This is a genomic window from Pseudomonas sp. Irchel s3b5, from assembly GCF_900187435.1.
GTDB lineage: Bacteria > Pseudomonadota > Gammaproteobacteria > Pseudomonadales > Pseudomonadaceae > Aquipseudomonas.
In genome coordinates, this window is the sequence record NZ_FYDY01000031.1 from 37,316 (window position 1) to 55,212 (window position 17,897).

21 protein-coding genes are annotated in these 17,897 nt (G+C 59.2%); 8 read left to right on the forward strand and 13 right to left on the reverse strand.

The features are described 5' to 3' along the window. Positions 1–9 precede the first annotated feature (9 nt). The 6 genes from benB to CKW15_RS23860 all read right to left on the reverse strand — a co-directional run bounded on the left by benB (position 10) and on the right by CKW15_RS23860 (position 5,648). On the reverse strand, positions 10–498 hold the full coding sequence (benB, locus tag CKW15_RS23835) for a benzoate 1,2-dioxygenase small subunit (protein ID WP_095056909.1): 489 nt from the start codon (positions 496–498) through the stop codon (positions 10–12). After that, entirely contained in the window at positions 495–1,859 is a 1,365-nt protein-coding gene (gene benA / locus CKW15_RS23840) for a benzoate 1,2-dioxygenase large subunit (protein WP_095056910.1), read from the reverse strand. The genes benB and benA overlap by 4 nt, the downstream gene beginning before the upstream one ends. 228 nt (positions 1,860–2,087) lie before the next feature. Then, the gene (locus CKW15_RS23845; RefSeq protein WP_095152770.1) at positions 2,088–3,047 is read right to left on the reverse strand and encodes an AraC family transcriptional regulator; all 960 of its coding nucleotides are present in this window, start codon (positions 3,045–3,047) and stop codon (positions 2,088–2,090) included. 166 nt (positions 3,048–3,213) lie between these two features. Next, the gene (catA, locus tag CKW15_RS23850; protein WP_095056912.1) at positions 3,214–4,143 is read right to left on the reverse strand and encodes a catechol 1,2-dioxygenase; all 930 of its coding nucleotides are present in this window, start codon (positions 4,141–4,143) and stop codon (positions 3,214–3,216) included. A 55-nt stretch (positions 4,144–4,198) separates the two neighbouring features. Next, entirely contained in the window at positions 4,199–4,489 is a 291-nt protein-coding gene (gene catC, locus CKW15_RS23855; protein WP_095056913.1) for a muconolactone Delta-isomerase, read from the reverse strand. A gap of 10 nt (positions 4,490–4,499) precedes the next feature. Beyond that, on the reverse strand, positions 4,500–5,648 hold the full coding sequence (locus CKW15_RS23860) for a muconate cycloisomerase family protein (RefSeq protein ID WP_177408773.1): 1,149 nt from the start codon (positions 5,646–5,648) through the stop codon (positions 4,500–4,502). Positions 5,649–5,772: 124 nt separating this feature from the next. On the opposite strand from CKW15_RS23860, the gene CKW15_RS23865 reads away from it, so the two are divergent. Next, on the forward strand, positions 5,773–6,660 hold the full coding sequence (locus CKW15_RS23865; RefSeq protein WP_095056915.1) for a LysR family transcriptional regulator: 888 nt from the start codon (positions 5,773–5,775) through the stop codon (positions 6,658–6,660). A 149-nt stretch (positions 6,661–6,809) separates the two neighbouring features. Here the strand turns inward: CKW15_RS23865 and CKW15_RS23870 are convergent, their stop codons facing one another. Then, positions 6,810–7,049, reverse strand: a complete 240-nt coding sequence (locus CKW15_RS23870; protein ID WP_095152771.1) for a DUF1652 domain-containing protein — start codon at positions 7,047–7,049, stop codon at positions 6,810–6,812. A 117-nt stretch (positions 7,050–7,166) separates the two neighbouring features. Continuing rightward, positions 7,167–8,066 (reverse strand): polysaccharide deacetylase family protein, encoded by a 900-nt coding sequence (locus tag CKW15_RS23875; protein WP_095152772.1) that lies wholly within the window; start codon positions 8,064–8,066, stop codon positions 7,167–7,169. A 138-nt stretch (positions 8,067–8,204) separates the two neighbouring features. Here CKW15_RS23875 and CKW15_RS23880 point away from each other — a divergent pair, with 138 nt between their 5' ends. Continuing rightward, complete coding sequence (locus CKW15_RS23880) at positions 8,205–8,891, forward strand: SOS response-associated peptidase family protein (RefSeq protein WP_095152773.1); 687 nt, start codon at positions 8,205–8,207, stop codon at positions 8,889–8,891. A gap of 165 nt (positions 8,892–9,056) precedes the next feature. On the opposite strand, the gene CKW15_RS23885 is transcribed toward CKW15_RS23880, so the two are convergent. Then, entirely contained in the window at positions 9,057–9,368 is a 312-nt protein-coding gene (locus CKW15_RS23885; RefSeq protein ID WP_177408774.1) for an AzlD domain-containing protein, read from the reverse strand. Next, the gene (locus CKW15_RS23890; RefSeq protein ID WP_095056920.1) at positions 9,368–10,066 is read right to left on the reverse strand and encodes an AzlC family ABC transporter permease; all 699 of its coding nucleotides are present in this window, start codon (positions 10,064–10,066) and stop codon (positions 9,368–9,370) included. Before CKW15_RS23890 ends, CKW15_RS23885 begins: the two co-directional genes overlap by 1 nt. Before the next feature lie 141 nt (positions 10,067–10,207). Between CKW15_RS23890 and CKW15_RS23895 the strand changes: the two genes are divergently transcribed. Next, on the forward strand, positions 10,208–10,573 hold the full coding sequence (locus CKW15_RS23895; RefSeq protein WP_095152774.1) for a DUF2784 domain-containing protein: 366 nt from the start codon (positions 10,208–10,210) through the stop codon (positions 10,571–10,573). Positions 10,574–10,624: 51 nt separating this feature from the next. On the opposite strand, the gene CKW15_RS23900 is transcribed toward CKW15_RS23895, so the two are convergent. Beyond that, positions 10,625–12,169, reverse strand: coding sequence for a sensor domain-containing diguanylate cyclase (locus CKW15_RS23900; RefSeq protein WP_095056922.1), 1,545 nt, complete (start codon positions 12,167–12,169; stop codon positions 10,625–10,627). Between the two features lie 54 nt (positions 12,170–12,223). Continuing rightward, positions 12,224–12,751 (reverse strand): DUF3087 domain-containing protein, encoded by a 528-nt coding sequence (locus tag CKW15_RS23905; RefSeq protein ID WP_095152775.1) that lies wholly within the window; start codon positions 12,749–12,751, stop codon positions 12,224–12,226. Between the two features lie 216 nt (positions 12,752–12,967). On the opposite strand from CKW15_RS23905, the gene ppnN reads away from it, so the two are divergent. Further along, positions 12,968–14,341 (forward strand): nucleotide 5'-monophosphate nucleosidase PpnN, encoded by a 1,374-nt coding sequence (gene ppnN / locus CKW15_RS23910; protein WP_095056924.1) that lies wholly within the window; start codon positions 12,968–12,970, stop codon positions 14,339–14,341. A gap of 49 nt (positions 14,342–14,390) precedes the next feature. Beyond that, the gene (locus tag CKW15_RS28880) at positions 14,391–14,516 is read left to right on the forward strand and encodes a hypothetical protein (RefSeq protein WP_256580300.1); all 126 of its coding nucleotides are present in this window, start codon (positions 14,391–14,393) and stop codon (positions 14,514–14,516) included. Positions 14,517–14,547: 31 nt separating this feature from the next. Here CKW15_RS28880 and CKW15_RS23915 read toward each other — a convergent pair whose 3' ends face one another. Then, entirely contained in the window at positions 14,548–15,555 is a 1,008-nt protein-coding gene (locus CKW15_RS23915; protein ID WP_095152778.1) for an AraC family transcriptional regulator, read from the reverse strand. A gap of 164 nt (positions 15,556–15,719) precedes the next feature. Between CKW15_RS23915 and CKW15_RS23920 the strand changes: the two genes are divergently transcribed. The 3 genes from CKW15_RS23920 to CKW15_RS23930 all read left to right on the forward strand — a co-directional run bounded on the left by CKW15_RS23920 (position 15,720) and on the right by CKW15_RS23930 (position 17,718). After that, a complete protein-coding gene (locus tag CKW15_RS23920) occupies positions 15,720–16,571 on the forward strand; it encodes a 3-hydroxybutyryl-CoA dehydrogenase (RefSeq protein WP_095056925.1) in 852 nt (283 codons plus the stop codon). Then, positions 16,558–17,217, forward strand: coding sequence for a TetR/AcrR family transcriptional regulator (locus CKW15_RS23925; RefSeq protein WP_095056926.1), 660 nt, complete (start codon positions 16,558–16,560; stop codon positions 17,215–17,217). The genes CKW15_RS23920 and CKW15_RS23925 overlap by 14 nt, the downstream gene beginning before the upstream one ends. Before the next feature lie 87 nt (positions 17,218–17,304). After that, complete coding sequence (locus CKW15_RS23930) at positions 17,305–17,718, forward strand: VOC family protein (RefSeq protein WP_095056927.1); 414 nt, start codon at positions 17,305–17,307, stop codon at positions 17,716–17,718. The last annotated feature ends 179 nt before the right edge of the window (positions 17,719–17,897 follow it).

The window sequence follows — 17,897 nt, forward strand, 5'->3', positions numbered from 1 at the left end:
ACGGCAGTCTCACAAGTGGTAAACATCGATGACCTGGCGAACGTAGTCGTTCTTCAGGATCACTTTCTTGGCCTTGATCAGCGGATTCTCACCGCGCACGTCGAGGGTGTAGAAACTGCTGCCGAAATAGCTGTCGACGGTCTTGTAGCGAAAACTCAGGGTGTGCCAGTTGAAGCGCACCTTGCACAGTCCGTCGGCCTGTTCGAGCAGCTCGATGTTGCTGATGTTGTGGGACGTGCGGGTGTCCGGCACGCTGGCGCTGGAGCGCTCGGTCTTGATACGGAAGATGCGATCTTCCAGGCCTGTGCGGTTGCCGTACCAGATCAGCGAGATCTCCCGCTGCGGGTCTTCGGTCAACTCGTCGTTGTCGTCCCAGGACGGCATCCAGTACGTCGCGTCGGGGGCGTACATTTCCAGCCATTCGTCCCATTGACGGTCGTCGAGGTAGCGCGCTTCGCGGTAGAGGAAATCGCGTACTGCTTCATAGGAAATGCTCATTGCACGTCCTCCACGGCAATCAGCTTCGACTGCTCGGCCGCCAGGGCCTTGAGCATGGTTTGCTGCCAGTATTTGTGTTGCAGCACGAACAGGCCTTCGTCTTCGGTGCGCACGCCGCTGAGCAGCGGATGCAGGTCGATTTCCTTGGCTGCATCGTCGGCACCTTCAATCCAGTGTTCGGCGCCACGGGACATGTCGTTCCAAGTGGTGACGCTGCCCTGATAGCTGGTCTGGCAGGAGCGGAACTCCTCCAGATCGTCCGGCGTCGCCATGCCGCTGACGTTGAAGAAATCCTCGTACTGACGAATCCGGCTCGAACGGGCGTGGTCGCTTTCGCCTTTGGGGGCGATGCAATAAATGGTGATTTCCGTGCGGTTGACCGAGATCGGCCGGGCGATGCGGATCTGCGAGCTGAACTGATCCATCAGGTACACGTTCGGGTACAGGCACAGGTTGCGCGAGTTCTCGATCATCCAGTCGGCGCGGGCCTTGCCGAAGTCTTGCGCCAGCTCATCGCGGCGCTCGTACAGCGGACGGTCCTCGGGGTTGGACCAACGGGTCCAGAGCAGCATGTGGCCCTTGTCGAAGGAATAGAAACCACCGCCCTGCTTGGCCCACGAACCGGCGCTCATGGTCGGGTTGGTGTCACCCGCTTCACGCTGTTTGCGCTGGTTCTGGGTGGCCGCGTAGTTCCAGTGCACGGAGCTGACGTGGTAGCCGTCGGCGCCGTTTTCGGCGGTGAGTTTCCAGTTGCCTTCGTAGATATAGCTGGAAGAACCGCGCAGCACTTCCAGGCCATCGGCGGACTGGTCGACGATCATGTCGATGATCTTCGCCGACTCGCCCAGGTGCTCGACCAGTGGCACTACATCGGCTTTCAGGCTGCCGAACAGGAAGCCGCGATAGGACTCGAAACGCGCCACCTTGGTCAGGTCGTGGGAGCCTTCGCAGTTGAAGCTAGACGGGTAACCGGCATTGGCCGGGTCTTTGACTTTGAGCAGCTTGCCGGAGTTGTTGAAGGTCCAGCCGTGGAACGGGCAGGTGTAGGAGCTCTTGTTGCCGGACTTGTGCCGGCACAGGGTCGCACCGCGATGGCTGCAGGCGTTGATGAAGGCGTTGAGCACACCGTCCTTGTTGCGCGCGATGAAGATCGACTGGCGCCCCATGGTGGTGGTGTAGAAATCGTTGATGTTGGGGATCTGGCTTTCGTGGGCCAGATACAGCCAGTTGCCCTCGAAGATGTGTTCCATCTCCAGATCGAACAACCGGGGGTCGGTGAACATCTCGCGTTTACAGCGATAGAGACCCTGCTCGGGATCGTCTTCAAGCAGGGAATGCACATATTCGGGTCGCAGGGTCATGGCCGCCGCCTCCATTGTTATTGTTCAGGCAGGGGTCATGCTAGGGCGGGGCGATGAGGCGGACTATCCGCGGGGTGCAGACCTTTATCCGTTTTGTGCAGGGCTTGGGATGGACACCGATCCTTGTAGGGGCTGGCTTGCCAGCGATGGCTGCGTGTCAGACACATCAGTATCGACAGTCAAGCCGCTATCGCTGGCAAGCCAGCTCCTACAAGGGATCGGGTTGATTCAGTGGCGGCGTTTGAGGGTATCGGACGGCAATTCGCCGAACTGTTTGCGGTAGCTGTCGGAGAACCGGCCCAAGTGCAGGAAGCCGTAATCCATCGCCACTTCGGTGACGTTACGCACGTTACAGGTCGGGTCGCTCAGGCAGGCGTTGATGCGCTCAAGGCGCTTCTGACGCAGGTAGTTTTTCGGCGTAAGGCCGGCATTGCGTTCGAACAACCCATACAGCGAGCGCAGGCTCATGTGCGCCTGACGCGCCAGTGCTTCGCTGTCGATGTCCTGCTTGAGGTTATTGGCGATGTAATCGGCAATCGCATCGAACGTGGCTGTCTGCGAGCCGAGTTCGAGGCGACAGACATTGGTTTTCATCAGGCTGAGCATCTTGCTGACGATGATCTGCGTGTAGTGCTCCTGCACCCTGGGAATCTGCTCGGTGGATTCAGCCTCCTGGCAAATCATCGCCAGCAGATTGACGAAGCCCTCGAGTTCACCCAGTTGATAACGGTTTTCCAGAAACCGCACGCCCTGCCCCGGATACTGCCAGCGCTGCTCATCGCAGACTGACTCGAACAAACGGGTGGGGACTTTGAGGATGAATTTTTCGCAATCGTCGGAGTACGTCAGGTCCACCGGATCGTCGGGGTTGATCAGCAACAACTCACCGGGGGCGAAATAATGTTCCTGGCCGTGGCCACGCCACAGGCAATTGCCGCGCAGTAGCACTTGCAGGTGATAGATGTTTTCCAGTGCGCCAGAGGTTACCCGCACGCTGGCGCCGTAGCTGATGCGGCACAGGTCGAGACTGGCGAACTTGCGATGATCGAGGCTGGCCAGCGGGCTGCCGGCACGGGGCATGAGAATGCAGTGGTTACCGACGTGCTGATTGACGTAGCCGGACACCGCATACGGGTCGGCATGGTCGAATACTCTGCTGCGCTGACTCAACAGTTGAGCTTGCATCATCGGGTCACTCTCATTGTTGTTATAGGTTGCGTCGGGCCATTCTAGGACCAAACCCCTGTAGGAGCGAGCGTGCTCGCGATGGACTTGAGAACGCCGCGTTTAGCCTGTAAACACGCGTTATCGTTAGCGACCATCGCGAGCACGCTCGCTCCTACAGGGTTGTGTTTCAGTCCTCCAGGGCGCGTACCCGTTCGTGGCGCTGCTGCTCTTCAGGTTGTGCAGTCGACTGCAGGGTGAAATCGAATTCGATTTCGGCAAAACGCCCGCTCACACCATGGGCCGCTGCACGCTGTTGATCGTCGCTGAAGGTGATCTTGGCGATCAGCTCGTCACGGGTGGCGTAAGCGAAATCGTCATGCAGATACTTTTCGCCATCCAGGTTGATCTGGGTGGTCAGGTGACGATGATCCGGCGCGGAAATGAAGAAGTGCACGTGGGCCGGGCGCTGGCCATGACGGCCCAGTTGATCCAGCAGTTGCTGGGTTGGACCGTCCGGTGGGCAGCCGTAGCCCGACGGCACGATGCTGCGGAAACGGTAGCGGCCTTCGGCGTCGGTAACGATACGGCGACGCAGGTTGAATTCCGATTGCGTGGTGTCGAAGTACGAGTAGGTACCGCCAGTGTTGGCGTGCCAAACGTCTACCACTGCGCCGGCCAGAGGTTCGCCCGCGGTGTTGAATACGCGGCCCTGCATGAACAAGGTCACACCCGGATCGATGCCATCGTCGAGGCGCGCTTCGCCTTCCGACAGCGGCGCACCCGCCACGTACAACGGACCTTCGATGGTACGCGGCGTGCCGCCGGATTTGCCGGCCTGCTCGTCTTCAGCGTCCATCAGCAGATCAAGGTAATGCTCCAGACCGAGGCCGGCCACTACCAGCCCGGCTTCCTGGCGTGCACCCAGCACGTTCAGGTAGTTGACTGCTTTCCAGAACTCTTCCGGGGTCACGGCCAGGTCTTCGATGATGTTCACCGAATCACGCAGGATGCGGTACACCAATGCCTTGGTCCGTGGATCACCGGCGTCGTTGAGCAGGCCGCTGGCCTCTTCGAGAAATTTCTGGACTTCGGCAGTGTGGGAAATCTTGACGTTCATTTTGAAGGGTTCCTCATCTTGTAATTATTAGCGTAGCGCGCTGAACAGGCTGGGCTCAGCGGTCGTCGTCACGGATGGAAGAAGGATGCCGACACATCGCATCGATTTCGATGGCCATGTACGGGAACAGCGGCAATTGCATCAGCAGGTCATGCAGTTCCTGAACGCTGTCGACGTCGAACACGCTGTAGTTGGCGTAATGGCCGGCGATACGCCACAGGTGGCGCCATTTGCCCTGCTCCTGCAGGCGCTGGGCCAGGGCTTTCTCGTCAGCCTTGAGTTTGGCTGCCGTTTCCGGATTCATATCGACCGGCAGGTTCACGGTCATTTTTACGTGGAACAGCATAATGCTCTCCTCAGGCTTGATGAATGGCGGTGGATGTCTTGTCGCGGCGGAAGAACGCCAGGCGCTCTTCATCCAGGCTCAGGCCCAGACCCGGGGTGTTCGGCACATGCAGTTCAAAATCGCGGTACACCAGCGGTTCGCTGAGAACGTCTTCGGTCAGCAGCAACGGGCCGAACAGCTCGGTGTCCCACGCCAGTTTGTTCAGGGTGACAAAGGCATGGGCCGAGGCCATGGTGCCCAGGCCACCTTCAAGCATGGTGCCGCCGTACAGGGCGATACCCGCCGCTTCGGCGATCGAAGCGGTACGCAGCACGGCACGTGGGCCACCGTTCTTGGCGATTTTCAGGGCGAACACCGAGGCCGCGCCTTCGCGGGCCAGGTTGAACGCATCTTCCACGCATTCGATGGATTCGTCGGCCATGATCGGTGCCGGGCTCATGGCGTTCAGACGGGCCATACCCGCGCGGTTGTTGCGCGAAATGGGTTGCTCGATCAGGTCGATGCCGTTGGTGCCAAGGATTCGGCAGGCCCGCAGCGCCACCGCTTCGTCCCACGCCTGATTGACGTCGACCCGCACGCTGGCACGGTCGCCCAAGGCTTTCTTGATCGCAATCACGTGGGCCAGGTCGCGGTTGACCTCGCCGGCACCGATCTTCAGTTTGAAGATGCGGTGGCGGCGCAGGTCGAGCATTTTTTCGGCTTCGGCGATGTCTTTTTCGGTATCGCCGCTGGCCAGGGTCCAGGCCACCGGCAGCGCGTCACGCACGCGGCCACCGAGCAATTCGCTGACCGGCAGGCCGAGGCGTTTGCCCAGCGCGTCGAGCAGCGCGGTTTCAATACCGGACTTGGCGAATGTGTTGCCGCGAATGCTGCGCTCCAGGCGCAACATGGCCGCGTTGACGTTGTTGCTGTCCTGGCCAATCAACAACGGTGCGAAGTGCGTGTCGATGTTGGTCTTGATGCTGTCCGGGCTTTCGTTGCCGTAGGCCAGGCCACCGATGGTGGTGGATTCGCCGATGCCTTCGATGCCGTCGGCGCAACGCACGCGAATGATCACCAGCGTCTGGTTCTGCATGGTATGCATCGCCAGCTTGTGCGGGCGGATGGTCGGCAGATCGACGATGATCGTCTCGATCGATTCAATGGCAGTTGCAAGCATTTCGATACCCGTCAGGTTCTTGAAGTTCTGGAATCGATTCTCGTACGGCTTTTTTCCTGAAGCCAATATAGAATTGGTCTGACTTGATACCTTAAAGGTATGCAAACGATTGACGGGAGGCTCCATGGAACTGCGGCACCTGCGTTACTTCCAGGTATTGGCTCAAACCCTCAACTTCACCCGCGCCGCCGAGTTGCTGCACATCGCCCAGCCGCCCTTGAGCCGGCAGATCCAGCAACTGGAAGATGAATTGGGAGTGATCCTGCTGGAGCGCGGGCGACCGCTGAAGCTGACCGACGCCGGGCGGTTTTTCCATGAACACTCCACCGCCCTGCTCGAGCAACTGAACAAGGTCTGCGACAACACGCGCCGCATCGGGTTGGGTGAAAAGACCTGGCTGGGTATCGGTTTTGCGCCCTCGACGCTGTATGGCGTGTTACCGGAACTGATACGCCGCTTGCGCAGCGGTGAGCCGCTGGAACTGGAGCTGGGCCTGTCGGAAATGACCACATTGCAGCAAGTGCAGGCGCTCAAGGCCGGGCGGATCGACATCGGTTTCGGCCGTATCCGCATTGACGATCCCGCCATCATCCAGACCGTGTTGACCGAAGACCGCCTGGTCGCCGCCCTGCCCGCCGGTCACCCGTTACTCGCCGGGCCCATCAGCCTGCGGGATCTGGCAAAGGAACCCTTTGTGCTGTACCCCGGCAATCCGCGACCGAGTTACGCCGACCATGTGATTGCCCTGTTCGAGTCCTACGGCGTGAGCATCCATGTGGCGCAATGGACCAACGAACTGCAAACGGCGATTGGTCTGGTGGGGGCAGGCATCGGGGTCACGCTGGTGCCCGCCTCGGTGCAATTGCTGCACCGCGACGACATCGGTTTTACCCCGATAATGGAAGACAATGCGACTTCGCCGATCATTCTGAGTCGACGGGTGGGCGATGTGTCGCCGGGTTTGAATCATTGTTTGCGGATGATCGAGGAACTGCTACCGCCCGCGACGTGAGGCAATGAATACCTGTGGCGAGGGGGCTTGCCCCCGTTCGACTGCGAAGCAGACGCAAATGTTGCCTACTCGGCATGCCTGAAAGAATGCCGGGGGCCGTTTCGCGCCTCAGCGGGGGCAAGCTCCCTCGCCACCGGTCGGTGTTTACATCAACCCGCAAACGCCCTACGCCCGGCCTTCATCTCGGTACGCAACTCGCCGACAAGATCAGAAATGGCGCGCACGCTGGTCAACTCAGCTGTCGACACACCATTGATCAACAGTTCAACCCGTCCGGTGGCGGGTTCGAAAACCTCAATGCGCAACAGCCCGAGGCTTTCCGTGCATTCGCAGGACAGCGGTTCAAAACCGGACTCAACGATGTTGCATAAGACTGAGATAGGAAGCATGGCCGGTGCCTCGAACGTTAGCAGATCGAATTGACCGTTTCAGCATAGATACACATTGCCGATTATGCGTCAGCAGATTGCCGTCAATTTTGTTATGTCGCTCGCATTCTGGGCATTTCAGTGGGAATTACCGCCCCAGATCCAATTCCAGAATCCCGGCAACTCAACCGGTTGCGAATCGTCGCGCACCGTTCGCGCCAGGGCGGCTCGAAGCAGCGCAGCCTGATCGTCGTAAAAAGGCGTGTCGGCGACTTTCACGCCACTCGCCTGAGCACTGTCGAGGAGTATCTGCAAATACTCGCGGGCATGCCGGGCGGTGTAGCGGTTGAGGTCGTGGAACGTCACCACCACCGGGATCACCCCATCAACCACCGGCAACTCACCACGGGCGATGCGCTCGCGCACTTCAGACATTGATCGCAGCATGTGTGAGCGGCGTCGCGGGCTGGCATTGAAGCCCCAGATCTTGCCGTCGTTGGCACTCAAATCCGTCAGCAGTACATGCAGGCCATGTTGCTGATACGCCGCGAAGGTGCGCTTGTCGTAGTTCCAGAACGGCGGACGCAGCAACACAGTTGGCACGCCGGTCATGGCGGCAATGTCGGCGCTGCCGTCGGTGAGGGCCTGCTCCAGTTCTGCCGGGTCAAGGGAGCGATGATTGGTGTGCGAGGGCGTGGCGGTGTGGAAACCCAGAACGTGCCCCTCTGCGTGTTCGCGGCGCATGATTTCGCGGCCCAGGTCGCTGCCGCCGGCCCTCGGAGCGCGGGTCTGCACAAAGAACACCGCTTTGATGTTCGGTTGCAGCGGATTGTGCGCGAGGCTCTCGAGCACCGTCACGGTCGGATTCCACCAGCTCGATGCGCTGGGGCCGTCATCGAACGTCAGCAGAAAACGAATCGGCGGTTGCTCGCGCAGACGCTGTTCGGTCTGCGGGGTCATTTCAATCGGCGCAGCAATGCAACCCAGCAGACCGACTGCCAGGGCGCACACCGTTAATAATTTGAATAGTTGTTTCATGTTTTGCCTTGGGCCGGCCCGCATCGGGCGACGGGCCGAGGTTGGATAAGGTACACAGAGTTTGGTTCCAGTGCTTGCCAGGCCCATTTTACGTCCAGCAACTAAACTGAAAACACCGCCCAACCAGAGTGTCAGGCCATGTGCGGACGACTGTCGCAATACCACGGAATCCACGACTTTGTGGCGGCGCTGAGCATTCCCGATGCGCTGATCAATCACGTCGGCAACGAGCCATTGGCGCGCTACAACGCCGCGCCTACCACGCAGCTCGCCCTGTTGCATGAGGAAAATGGGCGACTGCATGCCGACTCGGTACGCTGGGGCTGGCGACCGCACTGGGCGACGGATCGTGCGGTGCCGATCAATGCGCGGGTCGAGAAAGTCGCCCATGGCCCGTATTTCCGGGCGATCTGGCCCCATCGCGCAATCTGTCCGGTTGATAGCTGGTTCGAATGGGTCGATGCCGGCGATTCGACGCGGCAACCCTGGCTGATTCGTCGACGAGACCACGCACCGGTGTTCTGCGCCGCCATTGGTCAGTTCCCCGTCGGTGGCGCGCCTCCACGGGAGCACGACGGCTTCGTGATCATCACCGCCGACAGCGCTGGCGGCCTGCTGGATGTGCACGACCGCAGGCCGGTGGTGTTTTCAGCGGAGTTCGCCAGGGAATGGCTGGACCCGGCCACCCCCAAAGAGCGGGCCGAAGAGATGGTGTTAATGCAAGGCGAAGTGAGTGATGTATTTGAGTGGCACAAAGTCGACAAGGCGGTGGGCAATGTCAGAAATCAGGGCGCCTGGTTAATTGATGAAACAATCAAGTCGTGAGCCTGGCGTGCGTTCAACGCCTCTGCTCTTCAATCTCTTCTTCCGTAGGCTCATCAACATCTTCGTCCGGATCGGGACGCTTGGGTTCATTGGCCATGTTCACCTCGCTGTCTGAAGGGTTCGTTCATCAACCTTAAGCGTAGAACAACTTTCCTGCGCCAAACCTCAGAGCCACCAGCGCAGCACAAAGAAGAAGCCCATGCTCAACAGCATGCTGAGCAAAGTATTACGGGTGTACAGCACTAGACCGACAGCCACCAGCGAGCTGATCAGGTACGGATTGTCCCATTGCAGGTTCAGTTGCTTCTCCGGCATGAACACAATCGGCCCGCAAATCGCCGTCAGCATCCCCGGCACCGCAAACCCGAGAAACTGCCGGGCATTACTGCTCAAGCGAAGCGGCAACCTCGGCTCGAGAAACACATAGCGGTTGAGGAACACCAACAGGCCCATTCCGATAATCACTGCCCAGACCATCATGTGCGTCCACCGTAGAATTTGTTGCAGACAAACCCGGCGGTCATCCCCGCCAAACCCGACAGCACCAGGGCCGAACCCCACTGCCAGTAGCTGAATAACACTGAGCAAAACAACGACACCGCCACGCACACCACGGTTGGTACGTTGCGCACCACCGGGGTGATCAGGGCGATAAACGTCGCCGCGATGGAGAAGTCCAGCCCCAGATGCTCAAGGCCCGGAATGCTGCTGCCCAACACAATCCCGGCCAGGGTGAAGAGGTTCCAGGCGATGTAAAACGTCAAGCCGACACCCAGAGCGTACCAGCGGTTGAACTGCTGTTTGTCGTGTTGGCTGGTCAGGGCGAACAGCTCATCCGTCAGCAAGAACCCCAACCCCACACGCCAGCGCCCCGGCAGCGGTGAAATCACCGAACGCATGCTCATCCCGTAGAGCAAATGCTGGGAGGTCAGCAGCAACGTGGTCAACAAAATCGAAAAGATCCCGGCACCGCCCTTGAGCATACCGATGGCAACCAGCTGCGCGGCACCGGCAAACACGATGCTCGACAGGCCCTGACCTTGCAGGGGCGTGAGATTGGCTTCGATGGCCATGGAACCGGCCAGCAAGCCCCAGGGCGCCGTAGCCAGGGACAGCGGCATGATCGCTGCGGCGCCGCGCAGAAAGGCACTGCGGGGCAGGAGTGAATTGGACATGACGTTCTACAGAAAGGGAAAGCCCGTGACTGTGCCAGTCCTAGCGGCCATTGGCTTTAACAATTTTGCTCACCCGCCACGGTATCCAAGGCCAGCCCGAGTACCATGGAGCGATTGATCTACCCGGCCAGGGACATCGCCATGCTGTACCAAATCACTGCCGATGGGCTGGTGCTGTTTCATCTGTCGTTCATTCTGTTCGTATTGTTCGGCGGTCTGCTGGTGCTCAAATGGCGCCACCTGGTGTGGTGGCATCCACCTGCAGCACTGTGGGGGATGGCGGTGGAGTTTTTTCACCTGCCCTGCCCGCTCACCGATTGGGAAAACCATCTGCGCCATCGCGCCGGGCAAGCCGGCTATGACGGTGGATTCATCGAGCATTATGTCTGGCCGATCATCTACCCCGCCGGGCTGACCCCGGGCATTCAGCTTGGGTTGGGCTGCGTGGTGCTGCTGATCAATGTGCTGGTCTATCTTCGTCTGTGGAAATGGCGGCGCACGGACTGACAACACCCGATTCATCCAGCGCCTTGACCGGTCGGGCTAAACGCGTGGCGGTCAGTTGGCGATGACGCTCATATTCCGGCCGCTGGTCTTGGCCACGTAAAGCGCCTTGTCCGCTGCGCCGATCAGATCCTCGGGCCCGGCCAACGAGCTCGCATCACAGGCACTCAACCCAAGACTGACCGTCACCTGCCCTTCGGGACTGTCACCATGCAGGATGTTCGCCTCCTGCACCGCACGACGGATTTTTTCCGCGACCAGAAACGCCCCCACGTAGTCCGCACCGGGCAGCACCACGGCAAACTCCTCGCCACCGTATCGGGCGGCCAGATCACCGGGACTGCGGATATTGTCAGTGATGATCGCACTGACCTTGCGCAAACACTCGTCACCGGCCAAATGCCCGTAGTGATCGTTGAACGCCTTGAAATGGTCGACGTCGAGCATCAGCAACCCGAGGCTCGTCTGGTTACGCCGGGCGCGACCCAGTTCCGATTCGATGAAAATGTCGAACTGCCGCCGGTTGGCCAGCCCGGTGAGCGCGTCGTTGAGGGCCAGCTGTTCGAGGTTGCGGTTGACCCCAAGGAGTTTTTCCTGAGTCCCCAGCAACTCGGCCTGGACTCGGTTCTGGCGCCTCATCAGCTTGATCAGCCGATAACCCAGCATCCAGAGAACGACCAGCAACACCGAGACAAGACCCGCGCTGAGCAGGGTTTGCTTGCGCCAGCTGCCGAGCACTTCGTCCTTGTTCACCGCGACAAAAACGATCAGCGGATAACCCTCGACCCGGCGATACCCCACGACCCGATCCACGCCGTCGATGATCGATTTGATGGTGGCGGTGCCCGCATCGCCCTTGGGCAGCAAATCAACAAACAACGGACTCTTGGACAGGCTGGTGCCAATATCTGACGAATTGAAGGGTCGGCGAATGACAATGGTCGCGTTGTCGGCGATCAGGTTGATCACACCGTTACTGCCCATATCGATGCTGTCGTAGAGTTGCAGGAAATGGCTCAGATAGATCGTCGCCAGCGCCACCCCGGCGAAGCTGCCGTCCGGATGATTGACCCGTCGCGACACCGGCATGACCCACTCGCCGCTCGAACGGCTCTTGATCGACGGCCCGATGTGCGGCCCTCGGCCTGGATGATCGCGATGGAACAGAAAATACTCGCGGTCCGCATTGTTGAGCCCCTCCTGCCCGACACCGTTGGAGTTGGCGAGCCAGCGCCCCGTTTCGTCGAACACAAACAGACCGTGGAGCTGGCTCAGCTCACTGCGCTGGGCGCTGAGCAAACGCGGCAAGCGGGATTGATCGGCACCCTCGTGCTCCAATCGATCCACCAGGGTAAACAACAGCGTATCGGCCTGTTTGATCGAATCCTGGGCTTGTGATGCCAGGGCCTGCGCAAGGTTGGACATGGCCACTTCCTTGTCACGCAGGTGGTACCGATGCGAGCTCCAGGCCTCCCAGATCAAGATCACCGTCATCGACAGACACACCGCGACCATCAGCGTCACCGCCGAGCGAACCTTCAGTCGGGTCACGGCAGGCCGGCGACTTTCAACAGGATCGTTGATCAACAGATTTCCCATGCTGCTCCCTGAGTGCTGATGATGGCGCGACACTCCCGATTGTTGTGCTGCTCCCTACGCCGCCGCTGGCTTCACCGCTTGAAGCCACGCCGGGTTGAATTGCGTCTGCTCGGTGTCGATACCCAGCGCTTCCATCCGCGTCTTGTGTTGCTCCATCTCGTGGATCAACTGGTTGTGGTCACTGGAGTTGCCGTCCAGTTGGTGCATCTGGTTCAAGCCCAAATGATAGAACCGTAGCAGCTTCATGGCCATCGGATCGTCGGCCTCCACGGAGACCTTCACATGGTGCATGACATTGGTGATTGCCATGAGCGTGCGCTTGAGCTGCCAACTATAGACTGCCGGGGCCATCCATGGCTGAGTCCAGAAGACTTTGCGCATCAGCGCCACCATGACCAGTACGGCGACAAACACCCCTCCGACATTGAATCGCAGATTGTCGCCGCCCGGCTCACCGAACAACGCCACCGCGGCCGTGGACAGGACCATCGCGAGGGCGAGGAAAATCAGGGCAATGATGATCGTGCTGCGCCGCGTCTGTTGCCGGTAGCGTTCGGCGTTCATCGGCTGGATTTCGAACATTGCGTCAGGTTTCCTTGGGTCATGGGCAAAAAGACTGCGGGCCATTATCGCCTCTGCGAGGGATTTAGCTATGCTGGGGCTCCTTTTCATCTTTTCACCGTCAAACGGGGGACATGGCGAGACCGAGCAGTTCGTGCCATCTTCTTTCATGGATACATATTATTCGGATGTCATTCGCTGGTTTTGCGCGGATGCCATCGTTTTAAGGATCATTGCATGACCCAACGACAAGTAATCAACGCCTCTGTCAGCCCAAAAGGCAGCCTGGAAACGCTCTCGCAACGGGAAGTCCAGCAACTGAGCGAAGCCGGTTCCGGCAGCACCTACAACATCTTCCGCCAATGCGCCCTGGCCATCCTCAACACCGGCGCCCACGTCGACAACGCCAAGACCATCCTCGAAGCCTACAAAGACTTTGAAATCCGCATACACCAGCAAGACCGTGGCGTACGCCTGGAACTGCTGAACGCCCCGGCTGACGCCTTCGTCGACGGCGAAATGATTGCCAGTACCCGGGAAATGCTGTTCAGCGCCCTGCGTGACATCGTCTACACCGAAAACGAACTCGACAGCCAACGCATCGACCTGAGCACCTCCCAGGGCATCAGCGACTACGTCTTCCACCTGCTGCGCAACGCCCGCACCCTGCGCCCCGGCGTCGAGCCGAAAATCGTGGTGTGCTGGGGCGGCCACTCGATCAATACCGAAGAATACAAATACACCAAGAAGGTCGGCCACGAACTGGGCCTGCGCAGCCTGGACATCTGCACCGGTTGCGGCCCCGGCGTGATGAAAGGCCCGATGAAAGGCGCGACCATCGCCCACGCCAAGCAACGCATCCACGGCGGCCGCTACCTTGGCCTGACTGAGCCGGGCATCATCGCCGCCGAAGCGCCAAACCCGATTGTCAATGAACTGGTAATCCTGCCGGACATCGAAAAACGCCTCGAAGCCTTCGTACGCGTCGGCCACGGCATCATCATTTTTCCGGGCGGCGCCGGCACGGCTGAAGAGTTCCTGTACCTGCTCGGCATCCTGATGCACCCGGACAACGCCGGCCTGCCCTTCCCGGTCATCCTCACCGGGCCGAAACACGCTGCCGCGTACCTGGAACAACTGGACGCCTTCGTCGCCGCCACTCTGGGCGATGCAGCCAGACAGCATTACCAGATCATCATCGACGATCCGGTCGAAGTCGCCCGGCAAATGACCCAAGGCCTCAAAGCGGTGAAGCAATTCCGCCGCGAGCGCGCCGATGCCTTCCACTTCAACTGGCTTCTGAAAATCGATGAGGGCTTCCAGCGTCCGTTTGACCCGACCCACGAAAACATGGCCAACCTGAAACTGAGCCTCGACCTGCCCGCTCACGAACTGGCGGCCAACCTGCGCCGCGCGTTCTCCGGCATCGTCGCCGGCAACGTCAAGGACAAGGGCATCCGTCTGATCGAAGAGCACGGCCCGTATCAGATCCGCGGCGATGCCGCGATCATGCAGCCACTGGACCAACTGCTCAAAGCCTTCGTCGCCCAGCACCGCATGAAGTTGCCGGGCGGCGCGGCGTATGTGCCGTGTTATCGGGTGGTGGCGTAATTCAATCGGCGTAAGAACGCCGACATGAGCTCGACCGTCGTGAACCGCAGTGAAAGCTACGGTTCGCGGCACTCCATGGAAAGAAAAAATGCGCCAACGTCATTCCGCCGAACTGCGAGAGACCCACGAAACGGTGTGGCAGGAGCCGTTGATTGAGATGCTGGAAAACGCCTGACGTCGGGACCAAAAAACAGAAGCGCCTGTTGTTACTCCTGATACCTCGCCCGATAGCGCCCCGGGCTTTCCCCCGTCCACTTCTTGAACGCCCGATGGAAGGCGCTGGGTTCCTGAAAACCCAGCTGTTCGGCGATATCACTGATACTTGCCCCGCTCTGCCGCAACTGTTCGAACGCCACACCCCGTCGCACTTCATCCTTGATCTCCTGATAAGAACAGCCTTCGCGTTCCAGTTTGCGGCGGAAGGTGCTGGGGCTCAGGTGCTGCTCCAACGCGAAGGCCTGCAACGTCGGCCATTCGCTGTAATGACTGCCGCGCAAACGCTGGTGAACGTGTGACGCCAGGCCATGCTGGTTGCGAAAACGAATGACCAACCATTGCGGCGCCGTGCGCAGGAACACTTTCAGCGACACGAGATCCTGTGCCACCGGCAGTCGCAGGTAATGGCTGGCAAATTCGATTTCAGTGCGTTCAGCGCCGAAGGTCAGGTTGGGACCCCAAAGCAAACGGTCATCGCTGAGCGACAGACGCTCATGGCGAAAGTCGGCGCGATCAATCGGGATACGCCGGCCACCCAGCCAGCACAAAATACTGATCATCAACACCAGGAACGTCTCTTCTCCAAAACGGCTGGCATCGGCGTCTTGCGACTGGGTTTCCAGGCTGATTACTGCCCGTTTGCCACGGACCGTCAGCGTGCCGCGAAAGTCGCGCAAGAACAGTGCGAAATTGGCCAGGCACTGGCGCATGGCTTTATGCAGGTCGGGCTCTTGGATCAAAGCGCGGCATATCAAGGCGAAACTGCCGGGTGGCATGCCATGTGAGTCGAGTCCGAAAAACTCGTCGTCGAGTTCGCGGATCTGTATCAGCCACAACGCAGCAAATGCACTGGCCGGCACTCGCGCCGTCGGCTGTTGCATGATCGCCGGATCGACACCCGCCTGTTCGAGTACCGCCTTCACGCGCTGTGGTTTATCCCGCAGCCCATGGATCATTGCCTGTACAAAATAGGCAGCGACCGAGTCCTTTTCCCGCATATGAACGTTTCTCTTCTCATCATCCGAATGGCAAAAAACGCCAGTGCCGTTGAACAGTTGCGGCATAGGACAACCGTCCTGCCAGCTCTAGACTCGCGGCAATAGTACGCCTTCGGCCGCAGTGGCGGCGAAGGTATCGCACGGTTTGATCGAAGGACGTAAAGATGAATCTGCAAAACATCGGAGTGATCGGTGCAGGCACCATGGGCAACGGCATTGCGCAAGTCTGCGCCATGGCGGGTTTCAACGTGACCTTGATCGACATCTCCGAGAGCGCGCTGCAAAAAGCTGTCGCAACCGTCGGTAAGAACCTTGATCGGCAGGTTGCCAAGGAAACCCTGACACAAGAGCAGAAACTGGCAACCCTCGACAAAATCCGCACCAGTACCGATTACAGCAGCCTGCAAAACGTGCAACTGGTGATCGAAGCGGCCACGGAAAATCTCGAACTGAAATTACGTGTACTGCAACAGATCGCCGCGCAGGTCACCCACGAGTGCGTGATTGCGTCCAACACTTCGTCGCTGTCGATCACCCAGCTCGCTGCGAGCGTCAGCCAACCTGAACGCTTCATCGGCCTGCACTTCTTCAACCCGGTGCCGGTGATGGGGTTGATTGAAGTGATTCGTGGCCTGCAAACCAGTGATGCCACTCACAAACTGGCCCTGGACATGGCAACGACCCTCGGCAAAACCGCGATCACCGCGGGTAACCGTCCGGGCTTCGTGGTTAACCGAATCCTGGTACCGATGATCAACGAATCGATCCTGGTGTTCCAGGAAGGCCTGGCCAGCGCCGAAGACATCGACGCAGGTATGCGCCTGGGCTGCAATCAACCCATCGGCCCATTGGCCCTGGCGGATCTGATCGGCCTGGACACTCTACTGGCGATCATGGAAGCCTTCTATGAAGGTTTCAACGACAGTAAGTACCGCCCGGCTCCACTGCTTAAGGAAATGGTCGCTGCCGGGTATCTGGGACGCAAAACGGGGCGCGGCTTCCATGCCTATGCCTGAGCGTTGTTCGCGTTTCGCAGAGTACCGGGACAAGGTGCTGGAATTGTTTGCCAGCAAAGGTTTCGGCCAGGTCGGCATGCGCGAACTCGCCACGTGCCTGGGGCTTTCTCCAGGCTCGCTGTACCATCATTACCCCAGCAAACAGCACTTGTTACTCGACCTGATCGAAGAGTTCTACGAGGAGCTGTTGGCTACGCTCGAACGCATCCGGCAAAAAGCCCCGGCGAAACGCGACAAACTCAACAGCGTGATACGCGCGCACCTGAACCTGCATCGGGATATGCCTTGGCATTTTCGTCTGGTGGAACGTGACAGCGGTTGCCTGAATGACGAGCAGCAGCAACGGGTGCAGCAGTTGCGCGAACAGTACGAGCGTACCCTGCTGAAAATACTTGATGTAAAGCCCCGTTTCAGTGAGCAGGGTGTGTTGGCAGCCGGGCATGCCATTGCGTCATTGCTCAACAGCGCCCCCAGCTGGCTTACACCTCATATTCTGGATGAACAGGAGCACGATGAGCTGCTGGAGAGCCTGGTGAGTGGTGCCATCGAACGAGTGTTGTCTCCACGACGCGCACCGGAAGCCATAAGTCTGGCCCGGCCTATCGAAAAATCTTCTAAAGAAATTCCCGCCATTACCGCTATTTAGCGCTTTGCTTTTCGGCTCAATACATCGGAATTCGCTGCTGCACCCGGCGTCCAATCCGATGTGTCCCTTCCAAACCTGGAGCCGAATATGAAAATCAATCCTTACCTGATCTTCAATGGCGACTGCAAAGCCGCGTTTGAGTTTTACGCGCAAAGTTTGTCTGGTCAGATCGAAGCCATGACGACTTTTGGCGACACCCCCGCCGCCGAGCACGTGCCGCAAGACCTCCATAACCTGATCATTCATACCCGTCTCGTTGTAGGCGATCAGGCAATCATGGGGTCGGACACCACCCCTGACCGCCCCACCGATAATATGAGCGGATGTTCCATCTCGCTGAATGTCGACAGCATCGCCGAAGCTGAACGCGTTTTCAGTGCTTTATCTGAGGGAGGTAGCGTACAAATGCCGCTGGAGACCACCTTTTGGGCTGCGCGTTTCGGCATGTTGGTCGACCGTTTTGGCGTGTCATGGATGGTGAATTGCGAAAAGGACCAGTGAAAGGAATTCGCAGGTCGTCTAATGACAACACCGCCTGACGGGACGGTGTTTTGTAAGCGCTCCATAAACCCCACATTCAAAGCGCTTAGCTGATCCCGGATGCTGTGCTCCCGATTCCTTCAGGAGCCAGCTCGCCATGATGCGACCCGATGCCAAAGTCGAAAAAGTGTATCTGTACC